This is a genomic window from Paenibacillus albiflavus, from assembly GCF_004344915.1.
GTDB lineage: Bacteria > Bacillota > Bacilli > Paenibacillales > NBRC-103111 > Paenibacillus_AM > Paenibacillus_AM albiflavus.
In genome coordinates this window covers 271,718-283,785 of sequence record NZ_SKFG01000004.1, presented here as the reverse complement: position 1 = coordinate 283,785, position 12,068 = coordinate 271,718, and the positions used below count along the sequence as shown (strand labels likewise).

Genomic DNA, 12,068 nt, shown 5'->3' with positions numbered 1-12,068 from the left:
GAATAACTCCGCTCGACTTGCATGTATTAGGCACGCCGCCAGCGTTCGTCCTGAGCCAGGATCAAACTCTCCATTAAAGGTGAGCTGATTTGCTCAAAATTTCTTGCTAGCTTGTCTCAATCATAAGCACCGAAGCGCTACTCTCTCGACGTTGTTGAGATTATTAATCTCATTTATTTCTTCACTCGTTGTTCAGTTTTCAAAGGACAATTGTGTTACTTATTTCTCGTTGTTGCCGTGTTGTTCAGCGGCGACTTAACTAAGATAACACAGATGCATTTTTAAAGTCAACCCTTTTAGATGCAAATCAAGGATGCCAAAATAATACAGCAATATATAATCAATTTTGATTCCCAATTAAAATCAGATTAGTACTAACTTTAAAGCACCAAGAAGAGCAAAGCCCGGCAAACCTAGCAAACCGATCACGCCTAATGTAACAAGGTTAATTGGCAGCGTAAAATGCGTATAGTCGGAGAATAGATTAAGTGCAAGAAGCACAATAGCACCGATAACGATCTGGATCGTAAATCGCGATAAAGCTCGTCCAATTTGGCTGCGATTTGTGAACAGTTGATAGATTAAGCCTAACGAGGAGATGAGTAGAATCCCCCACATAACCATTTTCACGAAACATCACTCCCTCGAACTTCATGTGCTTCTTTATGCAGCAGCTTGGCGCGCTTGTACAAGGTCATGTATCTTTTTTCTGCTGCATTAATTAAAAAAATAATATGATCAATCTCGTCTGGATCAACGACATTGTCAAACATTGATAAGGCTGTACTCCATTCCAAATGCGCTTTACGAATCTCTTCCATGAGCAATAGCTGTTCATCTCGATTAAGTACGAGATAGTCTGCATGCTTTTTGGTAAACCACCACATCATCTTCTTCATCACCTGCCATATGAATCTTTGAATTATATCGATATATCTCTAGTTATATAAATACGACCAGGCAGCAAATTTAAGAACAAGTAGTACAAAACAAAAAAGGAGCCTTTCGGCTCCTTCGATAATTGGCAAAAAAATTATAACTCTCGTCTACCTTCTAGTGCTTTGGACAACGTAACTTCATCCGCATACTCTAGATCTCCGCCAACTGGCAGACCGTGAGCAATACGGGTGACCTTCATGCCAAAATTTTTGACTAGACGAGATAAATACATCGCTGTCGCTTCTCCCTCAATGTTTGGATTCGTAGCTAGAATAAGCTCGGTTACCTGTTCATCACCTAGACGCTTCAACAATTCAGCAATATGAATTTGATCGGGTCCAATACCTTCCATTGGGGAAATAGCTCCATGCAACACGTGATAATAGCCATTGAATTCTTTGGTACGTTCCATCGCAACAAGATCCTTGGACTCTTGCACGACACAGATAACAGATGCATCACGCGTTTTATCCTGACATATCCGACAAGGGTCTACGTCCGTAATGTTGCAGCAAACAGAGCAGTAGTGCAGATTTCTTTTGACGTTCACAAGCGCTTTGGCAAACTCGACGACATCCTCTTCTTTCATCCGAATGACATGGAAAGCTAACCTACCGGCTGTTTTCGGACCTACGCCAGGCAGGCGCGAAAAAGCATCGATCAGCTTGGATATCGGTTCAGGATAGTACACGGGCTTTCACCTTTTCTATGTGGGACTTCAAACTGTCAGCAAATTAGAACAAGCCTGGAAGGTTCATGCCGCCAGTAAATTTACCCATTTCTTGCGAGCTTGTTTCTTCTGCCTTGGTCATCGCGTCGTTAATCGCTGTAAGAACTAGATCTTGCAGCATTTCAACATCATCTGGATCCACAGCTTCTGGTTTAATAGTTACGGCAAGAACCTTCTTATGTCCGTTTACAGTTACCCCAACTACGCCACCGCCAGCAGTTCCTTCAAAAGAACGATTGCCCAACTCTTCTTGCGCTTTTAACATTTGTTGCTGCATTTTTTTCACTTGTTTCATCATTTGGTTCATGTTATTCATGGTCTAATCTCCTTTGTCATATTAAATCGTTGACCTATATAGGGTCATTAGTCTTCAGTAAAGACAACTAAATCTTTGCCAAAAAGCTTAAGCGCCTCATCCACATGCGGCTTCTCGCTCTCGTCTGCTGGTTCATCAGAGGCAACGAGCACAAGCTCCTCTACGGACTCTGGGGCCGTAACCGCTTGGGCATCCTGCCAGTCTTTCACCATCGCAGTCGTTAGTTTGATGGGCTTGCCAAAAACTTCTTGCATGACCTGCTCAATGACGCCTTTGTTAGCTGGCTTCTCTGTTGTGTCTCGGTGCATGCTGCTGCGAAAAACAACAAGCAGTGTATCACCATCATACGATACAGGCTCGCCATCTACAAGCCAAGCATGTACGGTGATTTTGCGCTCCTTAACGGAGCTAAGCACCTGGCTCCACTTGGCGGCGGCTGCGCGGAATTCCGCGCTAGCCGCGCCGCTAACGAAGCGATCGAGCGGTATCCTCGATCGCGGAGCGGCTGCGGAGCGAGCGCCGAAGCCAGGTCCCGAACGAGTCGGAACCGCTGCGGCTGCCCCGCGAGGCGCTGCTCCAGCGCCACCAGCGCCAGACTGGAGCAGCTGAGTCAGCTGCTCTTCCATCCGCTGGATGCGCTGCATGAGCGCGGCGGTATCTTCGCCGACGCGCGATGCTTGCGGCTGCGCTGCGCGAGCCGCTGATACAGCACCGCTAGCCTCAGCAAGGCTATGCGAACTGCTACCTGATGTACATAAACGCATCACGGCTATTTCTAATAGCAGCTGCGGCTGAGCTGCAAATTTCATCTCACCTTGATAATGACTCAGCACATCGATCATTTGCATCATTTCCTGAGATGAGAACAGCTTGACCTGTGCTTCCAATCGCTTGGCATCAAAAATCTGTTCCGTAAGCATGCTGCCTTCTGGCATCAGCTTCATGAGCAATAAATCACGGATAAAGTGGACGAATCCTTCAATGAATTTATCAGCACTTTTGCCCTCTTGCATGAACCGATCGACAAGCTGCATCGCTTCACTGATATCTTGCTTCGCAATAGTGTCCATCAACCGCTGATAGCCTTCTGAAGGCAATCCGCCTGTCATCGCAAGCACATCATCAATTGTAATTCGGTCGACACTAAAAGAGGATACCTGTTCAAGTAAACTCAGTGCATCCCGCATTCCACCATCTGATAAACGTCCGATATAATGCAAGGCTTCTTCATCAGCAGTCAATTTCTCCTGCTCACATACAAATTTCAGCCACTGCACTTGATCCTCAAGTGATACGCGCTTAAAGTCAAACCGCTGACAACGAGAAAGTATCGTTGCAGGTATTTTTTGCGGATCGGTCGTTGCAAGAATAAAAATAACATGCTCAGGAGGTTCCTCCAAGGTTTTAAGAAACGCATTGAAGGCTCCTTGCGACAGCATATGAACCTCATCAATAATATATATTTTACAACGAACTTCTGTCGGTGCATACTTCACTTTATCGCGCAAATCCCGAATTTCATCGACCCCATTATTGGATGCAGCATCAATTTCAACGACATCCATAAGTGTGCCATCCAGCATACGTAAGCAAGCCGAACACTCGTTACAAGGTTCAGCCGCGGGGCCATTCTCACAATTGACTGCACGCGCAAGAATCTTCGCCGTACTTGTTTTACCAGTTCCTCTAGGTCCAGTGAACAAATAGGCATGCGATAGACGATTTTCTCGAAGTGAGTTCTGCAAGGTCTGTGTAATATGCTTCTGTCCAATTACTTCGCTGAACGTTCGCGAACGCCATGTACGATATAACGCAATATGTGCCATATTCTCCTCACTTTAGATCCAAATAAGTTCCTGTTTTTAGAATACCAAGAAGAAACGGTTTCACCGTCCTTAAAGGCGGTGCGTTTCTTAAGGTATTACTTAGAATTTATAATACGAATGTTATAATTTCTAGAATACCAAAGAAAGACCTCCTAGGGAAGTCACTGATACGGAATGCAAATCGTGAAAGTCGTTCCGAATCCTTTGGAGGATACGCGGATATTACCGCCGATTTCGTGAATGATTCGCTGGCATACAGATAATCCAAGTCCTGTAGCATCATCTTTGGTCGTGAAAAACGGATCGAAAATTTTATCCATCACATAGATTGGAATACCTGGGCCTGTATCATGAATTTCGATCCAGACGTAACGATCCTCAATATCTACTTTTTCGGTGACTGTTAATGTACCGCCGCCATCATTCATAGCTTCAATTCCATTTTTACAAATATTAAGAAAAACTTGTTTAAGCATTTCTTGATCTGCTACAACAAGTGGTAAATCAGGGTGTGAATTATAGTGAAGCATCACCTGATGGAGTATAGCTTCACCTTGGATAATCGGAAGGATATTTAAAAGTACATGCGATATATTGGTTTGTTTATATTTCGCATGCTTTGGCTTAGATAACATGAGAAATTCATTTAGCATTTCATTGACACGTGTGATTTCCGTTAACATCAGATCCACATAGCCCTGCTCTCGCACCATCCCTCTTCCTTCAAAGGAATTGCGAAACAACTGCAAAAATCCTTTGATTGATGTGAGTGGATTACGAATCTCATGCGCGGTGCCTGCAGCAATCTGACCGATCATCGATAACCGATCGCTACGTTGAACCTGTTCTTCAAGCGAGCGAAGATTCGTAACGTCCTTGAAGAAAAGATAAGCCCCTACAATTCGGCCGTCTTCTTCTCGAAGCACATTAGAATCTAGTAATAAATCATATCGTTTCTGACCATTGGTCCAAGAAACCGCATGATTGCGCACAATGATTCCATCGAGCAATGTGCGTTGTACGAGCTGATATTCTAATGGGACATTTGCAAACACGTCTTCTACTGGCTTACCCACCGTTTCTTCTTTATCCAGCCCGAGAATTTTGCATGCCATGTCACTAATTTCAACTAAACGATAATCTGCATTTATAAGAATTACACCAAGATTCACATCTTGCAAAAATGTTTTGGAGAAACGCTGGAATAAACTTTGCGCAACCTCCTCCATTTGACGAAATACGATCACATAGCTTTGTGGGCGCGTCTTCATCTTAACTACAAAGTATTCCATCGGAATTTTTTGATTAGTTGCCGTTGTCGCATAAGCAATTCGAGAGCTTTCCATCGTAAACGAGGGGGGATTGGGATAGCTATGTTCATAAATTTCAGATATAGGGACATCAAAAGAGACAATCCCGTCAAGCGGTTTATGAACTAACTGTTCGCTGGTATATCCCGTTAACGCAACAAAGCTGTGATTATATAAAGTCTCGGCATGTATTAAATCCACAAATACCATCGGAAACATGAAATATAAATTCCAATGGTTGTCTATATCAAGCCAGGTCTCTGTCCAGTTCTTATCCGTCATTTAGATCAGCCCCCTCAGACGCTTGGATTATAAGCTCTGTAATCAAATTAATTCGTTAAAAGAATTAAATTTCCTCCCTGTATTTCCATAAATAAACAAAAAAGTCGATTAATTCGTTATTTATCGTAACGAATCATCGACGCTTAAAGCATATATAAGAAAATTAGATAAGCCGTGCACCTGTTATCGGTCTTGCGACATAAGCGGACCTTTATCGTTAGCTCAAATCAGGCGACCCTTCGGCACATGAACATTCCTACTTACGGCTGCTTCCTTCCGGACCTGACCGGGTTCATAGGCGTCCATTGCGAAGGACCCGACTCTCAACACCACGTGTAAAGGGCGGACCCTACATCAAACAAGATCTCAAAACAGGAATTCAACCCCGCTATAGCGGATTGCGAGTTACAGGACACCGCTACCTCCCCGTCTAGCACGGCAAAACTAAGTATAGCTGATTAACGAGCAAATTTCAACTAGTGGATACAAAAACCATTGAACTTCTCATGACCAATGTCACGAGATTCTTGGGAAGAGAGCGTACTTGCTGGCGTATTTCTTTGCGAGCAGCGGTTTCTCTTATTTACCAAGCTATCCCCGTAGTCCCTACGGTTCTTGTTTCGAGCCATTATGCTAAAGCGTGTAACCTTAGACCTTCAGTCAAAATGTTAATACTAGCGTTAATATCACGGTCATGATGAGTGAGACAAATAGGACAAGTCCAATCTCGAATTTCAAGGGATTTATTTCCATCTTCATGTCCGCACTCAGAACAAATCTGACTAGACGGAAACCATTTATCTACTTTAATGATATCACGTCCGTACCAGTCGGCTTTATACTGTAATTTTGTGACAAAACTAGACCAAGATACGTCTGAGATACTTTTTGCTAATTTATGATTGCGCAACATACCTTTTGTGTTTAAGTCTTCGATACAGATCATATCGTGGTTTTTGATAATCTCTGTACTTAATTTATTCAGAAAGTCAGTACGTTGATTCATTACCTTTTCGTGCAAACGAGCAACTATACGTTTTTGTTTTTGGTAGTTTTTTGCTTCAAACAGATGGCTTCCCTTCTTTTTGACAATCAAAGCACGTCTTGACAACTTCCGTTGTTCTCGTTTCAGTTTCTTTTCCATTTTGGAAGTGAATTTATTATTATCTATTTTGCGACCATCTGAAAAAATTGCAAAATCAGTGATACCAAAGTCAATGCCAATTGCACAACCTGTTTTGGATAGCTCATAGATTTCTTCTTCGCAAAGAATAGATACGAAAAACTTGCCACTAGCATTTTTGCGAATCGTTGCGTTTAAAATGCGTCCGCTAGGTTCTTGGCTTTTAGCGAATTTCACTAAGCCAAGTTTAGGAAGTTTTAAATACTTTTCTTTTAATTCGATACTGTTGTTCACATTCTTTGTTGTATAGCTTTGAAGAGGATTCTTCTTACTTTTGAATTGGGGTTTATGATTTTGCTTCTTGAAAAAGCGAGAGAAGGAATCTGCAAGATATTGAAGAGAAGATTGAATGGCAATACTATCCGCCTCCTTGAGCCAGTGAGTAGATTCATCTTTTTTCATTTTTGGTAACATAGCGGAACAAGCATGATAAGACAATCCTTTTCCGGATTTGGAGTATTCTTCGTTCCATAAATTCAAAAAATGATTATAGACAAATCTGGAACAACCCATCGTTTTAGCGATTAAAATTTCTTGTTCTTGATTGGGATAGATTCTAAATTTATAGGCTTTGTGACGTAGTATTGCATTCACCTCATTTCTTCTTCTGATTGTGAATGTATTTACGAATCTGTTCTTTTGTATTTTCACTTACAGTTGCTACAAAGTAGCTTGATTTAAATCTTTAACAACAATATCTATATAAGTAAAACATCATGACGATATTTAACACACCAGACTAAGTGATACTGGATCAAATAGACGTATCCACATCCATAATGAATTTCAGACATACAAAAATTACCTCTAAGAAAATTTTAACATATGTGTATCGCTAAATCTATTTCTAGAGGTATTAAAACATATGTCGGTTGATTATCATAGCTGAAGCTATACTTCATCCGTAACCGATTCATCTACACGACTGGAGTCGCGAGTTTCTCTGCTATTTGATAAATTGAAAGCAAAAAACCTTCCCAATCTCGTTATAGCTTGTCCGCAAGGGCTTGCTATAGCTTCGATAAGGAAGGTTCTGGTATGCATACAAATTAAATACCGTATTTCTTTTTGAAACGATCGACACGACCACCAACGTCGATAAACTTCTGCTTACCTGTAAAGAACGGATGGCAGCTTGAGCAAATCTCAACACGAAGGTTTGGTTTAACAGAACCAGTTTCGAAAACATTACCACATGCACAAGTCACCGTTGTAATGTTATAGTTCGGATGAATAGCTTCTTTCATTCCTTTCACCTCTTTCCGCCCTGGCGCCTTATGCGGCCCAGAGTTAAATTGACACATAACGAGATTATAGCACGTGATTCCTGCTTAAAGCAATACCATTTATTATCAAACCCAGATCATTTGGCAAAGAAATCTGGCGTATGTGTATAAGATCCAATTTTGACATCAGGCAGTTCCTGCTCAAAAATTTCAATCATTTGCTTCATTCCGATTGCTTCACTCTGCGCCTTAGGAATAAGGGAGAGATAGCTTTCGGGATCAATATTTAAATTACGCATTTGAATGAGCTTTAGCTTTGTTTTGCGCGCAAATTCGATCATCGCTTCGATCTCTTCTTCCCGATCGGTAACTCCTGGGAATACAAGGTAATTAATGGATGTGTACACACCTTTGGAAGCTGCATATTGAAGCGATTTGGCAACATTCTCTAAGGTATAACCACGAGGTCGATAGTAAGCATTATAATGATCATCAAGCGCCGAAATGGTGCTGACGCGCATTAAATCAAGACCTGCATCCACAATGCCACGAATGTAATCGGTTAGACCTGCATTTGTATTGATATTGATATAACCTAACTGCGTTTGACGGCGTACTTCCTGCATCGCAGGAATAATAATTCTAGCTTGTGTCGAAGGTTCACCTTCACAGCCTTGCCCGAAAGAAATAATGCTTTGCGGTGTCTTTAGATGCTCCAGCATTACTTGAACGAGTTCTTCCACCGTCGGTTTAAAATTCATCCGAGTCTGCGGTGCAGGAAATCCACTGTCATCAGGTTGCTCTGAAATACAGCCAAAACAGCCTGCATTGCAGGAATATGAGACTGGAACCGCTCCTTCCCATCTTCCAAGGAAGGTATTAGAAGCCGTTAAGCATTCATATTCAAGTGCGCAATTCGACAAATGCGTATAGAGTCGGTTATCGGGATATTGCTCACGTAACCGTTGCACACCTAGTTCAAGCTCTTCTACGTTACAATTGCGCGGGTCCCACAGCTCTGGATCGTCAGTAGGATGAGCAGCAACATAGAATCCATCGTCTTTCCAGACGACAGCCGTATATCCGAATAGAGGAAGCAGCTTGGTTCGATCAGTCTTGACATAACTCGGAACAAGCAGCCGAGTGTAACCTTGTGGCAGCAAGGCACCAACTGCCTGCATCCCACTAAGCCGCTCCATAGCTCCTGTCTCTGGGTTCATTCCCACAGCTTCTGTAAACGGTAAGGATACAAGAGTTGCCCCTTGCGGAAGCGGAATAAGCTCATCATCCATTATTTCAACGATCATGTCTGCGCTGCGCGCAAGTGCCAAATAATCGGGATGATCGAATACCTGTCCCGTTTCATCTGCAAATACCAAGTTCATAACATGATGCTCCTTTATTTCGACGTACCTGTCACTCTGTTTTCTCTGCTGCGCGGCACATTTGTACTATTGTTTGAGCCTTTGTTTGTTTCAATACTTTCTAGGAATTCTTGATTCGTTTTGGTATTGCCTAATTTCTTAATAAAGGCTTCCATATATTCATTCGAATCGATCATACCCTTACGAATTGTCCATACTTTCTCAAGCTCTTCTTTACCCAGAAGCAGCTCTTCATGACGCGTACCCGAACGACGAATATCGATAGACGGGAAAATACGACGCTCTGCTAATTTGCGATCCAAATGAAGCTCCAGATTACCCGTACCTTTAAATTCTTCATAAATGACGTCATCCATACGCGAGCCAGTCTCAACTAAAGCTGTAGCAAGAATTGTCAACGAACCACCCTCTTCAATATTGCGGGCAGCTCCAAAGAATCGCTTAGGACGATGGAAAGCTCCAGGGTCAATACCACCCGAAAGTGTTCGGCCAGAAGGAGGGACTACAAGGTTATAAGCTCTTGCTAGACGTGTAATACTATCAAGCAAGATCACAACGTCCTTCTTAGACTCAACAAGACGCTGAGCACGCTCTAGTACAAGCTCAGCTACTTTAATGTGATTCTCAGGCAGCTCATCGAACGTAGATGCAATAACTTCACCTTTTACAAAACGCTGCATATCAGTTACTTCTTCCGGTCTTTCATCGATTAGAAGAACGAATAATTCAACATCTGGGTAATTGTTAGAAATGGAGTTCGCAATCTCTTTGAGTAGAATGGTCTTACCTGCTTTAGGAGGAGCAACGATGAGCCCGCGCTGACCAAGCCCAACTGGTGCCATGATGTCCATAATACGTGTGGATAGCTTATTAGGGGTCGTTTCGAGCGACATTCTAACCTGTGGATATAAAGGTGTTAATGCAGGAAAATGAAGTCGCTCTGCCGCTGCATCTGGACTTTGTCCATTAACCGCCTCTACATGCAGCAGCCCAAAATACCGTTCGTTCTCTTTGGGAGGCCTGCATTTACCGGATACCATATCCCCGCTACGCAAGTCAAACTTGCGAATTTGAGAAGCCGAAATATAAATATCCTCACTGCTCGGTAAATAATTGATTGGTCTTAAGAAACCAAATCCTTCAGGAAGAATCTCCAGTACGCCTTGCATAAACATGAGCCCGCCATGCTCAGCTTGGCCTCTCAAAATAGCAAAAATGAGTTCTTTCTTCTTCATTTGTCCGTAATACGGAATCTGAAATTTCTTGGCAAGTTTATAAAGTTCAGTTAGCTTTAAAGTTTCTAATTCAGCTAAATTCATATCCATGGTTCGGGTATCACCACACTTCATCATTATTTTTGCAAATCATTATACCTACTTTAAACGGGGTGATCGTTAGAATAGAGAAGAATCAATCTCATAACACGTACAACGATATGAAATTGATTCTGATTTAAATTTATGACACGAATGTAATAAATTCTATAATACTAAGAAATACTACTTAGTTTGACCGCAGTTCATGTAATTTATTCCAAATCTATTATTCTATTCTTGTTCACGCCAAATCTCCGCACCAAGAGAGGTCAGATTCTCAACTAGATTCTCATAGCCGCGTTCAATAAATTCAACGCCGCTTACCTCTGTAATACCTTCCGGCACGATAAGACCCGCTAGTACTAGAGCCGCTCCCGCACGCAAATCAGTTGCCCGAACTTTCGCAGGACTTAACGCACTTCTTTCAATCACAGCTGATCTACCTTCCAGCTTGATCCTAGCTCCCATACGAAGCAATTCAGGAACCTGTCTGAATCGACTGCTGTATACATGATCTGTCAGAATACTAACGCCACTCGCTTGCGTCAATAAAATAGACATTGGGGATTGTAAATCAGTTGCAAATCCAGGGTAAACCAGCGCCTTTACATCAATACTATTGTAATTGTCATTACCTACAATACGAATAGATTCGTCCATCTCATATACGTCAACGCCCATTTCGATCAGCTTGGCAGTCACTGCCTCCATATGTTTCGGAATTATCTGATCAATAGTTACATCGCCTCTTGTGGCGGCAGCCGCGATCATGTAAGTGCCTACTTGAATGCGATCTGGAATGATCGAGTGATGACAGCCATGCATCGTCTCCACGCCTTCAATCCGAATAGTTTCCGTACCTGCACCTTTAATTCTGGCCCCCATTGAATTAAGCAATGTTGCCACATCAATAATTTCTGGTTCCTTGGCAGCATTCTCAATTACAGTCGAGCCTTTGGCTCTGGAGGCAGCTAGCATAATATTAATGGTTGCACCAACACTAGCTACATCTAAATATATTTTCGCACCACGGAGCTCTTGAGCTTTAATCCGCATTGCGCCATTTTCGTTCGTTACAACTGCTCCTAACGCTTCAAAGCCTTTCACATGCAAATCAATTGGACGCGGTTCGAAGTTGCATCCACCAGGTAAGCCTATCGTCGCTTCCCCAAAACGGCCTAGCAGCGCCCCCATTAAATAATAGGAAGCCCGTATTTTACTGACGTTTCCATTCGGCAATGGAATATATCTTACTTCAGAAGGGTCAATCGTCATTACATCTGCATTTCTCGTAACTCTAGCTCCGAGTTCTTCTAAAATACTTGCATATACTTCCACATCACTTACTTGTGGCAAGTTATCTAATGTCACGGGTGAATCCGCTAAAATTGCAGCTGGAATAAGTGCAAGAGCACTATTCTTGGCACCGCTAACTCGAATGGTCCCTCTTAAAGGGCGCCCACCCGCTACCATAAGTTTGTCCATATCGTTTATTATTCCCCCTACAAGCCATACATGGTTGGTACTGGAGTTCTTTCATTTGAAGGATGATAAG

11 protein-coding genes, 1 rRNA gene, 1 other RNA gene and 1 pseudogene are annotated in these 12,068 nt (G+C 42.5%); all 14 read right to left on the bottom strand.

What is annotated here, in order from left to right; all coding sequences use genetic code 11:
* A 16S ribosomal RNA gene (locus E0485_RS07765) occupies positions 1–77 on the bottom strand; the annotation flags it as partial.
* A gap of 286 nt (positions 78–363) precedes the next feature.
* The gene (locus E0485_RS07760; protein ID WP_235857474.1) at positions 364–624 is read right to left on the bottom strand and encodes a pro-sigmaK processing inhibitor BofA family protein; all 261 of its coding nucleotides are present in this window, start codon (positions 622–624) and stop codon (positions 364–366) included.
* Positions 625–626: 2 nt separating this feature from the next.
* Positions 627–890 (bottom strand): YaaL family protein, encoded by a 264-nt coding sequence (locus tag E0485_RS07755; protein ID WP_165921112.1) that lies wholly within the window; start codon positions 888–890, stop codon positions 627–629.
* Between the two features lie 143 nt (positions 891–1,033).
* Positions 1,034–1,630: a recombination mediator RecR gene (gene recR / locus E0485_RS07750; RefSeq protein ID WP_132417398.1), complete on the bottom strand. Its 597-nt coding sequence runs from the start codon at positions 1,628–1,630 to the stop codon at positions 1,034–1,036.
* Positions 1,631–1,673: 43 nt separating this feature from the next.
* Positions 1,674–1,985 (bottom strand): YbaB/EbfC family nucleoid-associated protein, encoded by a 312-nt coding sequence (locus E0485_RS07745; RefSeq protein ID WP_132417397.1) that lies wholly within the window; start codon positions 1,983–1,985, stop codon positions 1,674–1,676.
* Between the two features lie 47 nt (positions 1,986–2,032).
* A complete protein-coding gene (gene dnaX / locus E0485_RS07740; protein ID WP_132417396.1) occupies positions 2,033–3,811 on the bottom strand; it encodes a DNA polymerase III subunit gamma/tau in 1,779 nt (592 codons plus the stop codon).
* A 161-nt stretch (positions 3,812–3,972) separates the two neighbouring features.
* Positions 3,973–5,403 (bottom strand): ATP-binding protein, encoded by a 1,431-nt coding sequence (locus E0485_RS07735; protein ID WP_132417395.1) that lies wholly within the window; start codon positions 5,401–5,403, stop codon positions 3,973–3,975.
* Positions 5,404–5,575: 172 nt separating this feature from the next.
* Positions 5,576–5,842, bottom strand: an RNA gene (gene ffs, locus E0485_RS07730) — signal recognition particle sRNA large type.
* 189 nt (positions 5,843–6,031) lie between these two features.
* A complete protein-coding gene (tnpB, locus tag E0485_RS07725) occupies positions 6,032–7,171 on the bottom strand; it encodes an IS200/IS605 family element RNA-guided endonuclease TnpB (protein ID WP_132417432.1) in 1,140 nt (379 codons plus the stop codon).
* 10 nt (positions 7,172–7,181) lie between these two features.
* Positions 7,182–7,380: pseudogene (locus E0485_RS07720) on the bottom strand (hypothetical protein).
* Positions 7,381–7,635: 255 nt separating this feature from the next.
* On the bottom strand, positions 7,636–7,833 hold the full coding sequence (rpmE, locus tag E0485_RS07715) for a 50S ribosomal protein L31 (protein ID WP_132417394.1): 198 nt from the start codon (positions 7,831–7,833) through the stop codon (positions 7,636–7,638).
* Positions 7,834–7,949: 116 nt separating this feature from the next.
* On the bottom strand, positions 7,950–9,197 hold the full coding sequence (locus tag E0485_RS07710; RefSeq protein ID WP_132417393.1) for a radical SAM protein: 1,248 nt from the start codon (positions 9,195–9,197) through the stop codon (positions 7,950–7,952).
* 14 nt (positions 9,198–9,211) lie between these two features.
* Positions 9,212–10,522, bottom strand: coding sequence for a transcription termination factor Rho (rho, locus tag E0485_RS07705; protein ID WP_132417392.1), 1,311 nt, complete (start codon positions 10,520–10,522; stop codon positions 9,212–9,214).
* Positions 10,523–10,744: 222 nt separating this feature from the next.
* Positions 10,745–11,998 (bottom strand): UDP-N-acetylglucosamine 1-carboxyvinyltransferase, encoded by a 1,254-nt coding sequence (locus tag E0485_RS07700; protein WP_132417391.1) that lies wholly within the window; start codon positions 11,996–11,998, stop codon positions 10,745–10,747.
* Between the last annotated feature and the right edge of the window lie 70 nt (positions 11,999–12,068).

Coding starts and splice junctions, on each gene's coding strand:
- E0485_RS07710 (WP_132417393.1), bottom strand. CDS start 9,197: ATGAACTTGGTATTTGCAGATGAAACGGGACAGGTATTCGATCATCCC.
- E0485_RS07755 (WP_165921112.1), bottom strand. CDS start 890: ATGATGTGGTGGTTTACCAAAAAGCATGCAGACTATCTCGTACTTAAT.
- E0485_RS07745 (WP_132417397.1), bottom strand. CDS start 1,985: ATGAATAACATGAACCAAATGATGAAACAAGTGAAAAAAATGCAGCAA.
- rpmE (WP_132417394.1), bottom strand. CDS start 7,833: ATGAAAGAAGCTATTCATCCGAACTATAACATTACAACGGTGACTTGT.
- E0485_RS07700 (WP_132417391.1), bottom strand. CDS start 11,998: ATGGACAAACTTATGGTAGCGGGTGGGCGCCCTTTAAGAGGGACCATT.
- dnaX (WP_132417396.1), bottom strand. CDS start 3,811: ATGGCACATATTGCGTTATATCGTACATGGCGTTCGCGAACGTTCAGC.
- E0485_RS07760 (WP_235857474.1), bottom strand. CDS start 624: ATGGTTATGTGGGGGATTCTACTCATCTCCTCGTTAGGCTTAATCTAT.
- rho (WP_132417392.1), bottom strand. CDS start 10,522: ATGGATATGAATTTAGCTGAATTAGAAACTTTAAAGCTAACTGAACTT.
- E0485_RS07735 (WP_132417395.1), bottom strand. CDS start 5,403: ATGACGGATAAGAACTGGACAGAGACCTGGCTTGATATAGACAACCAT.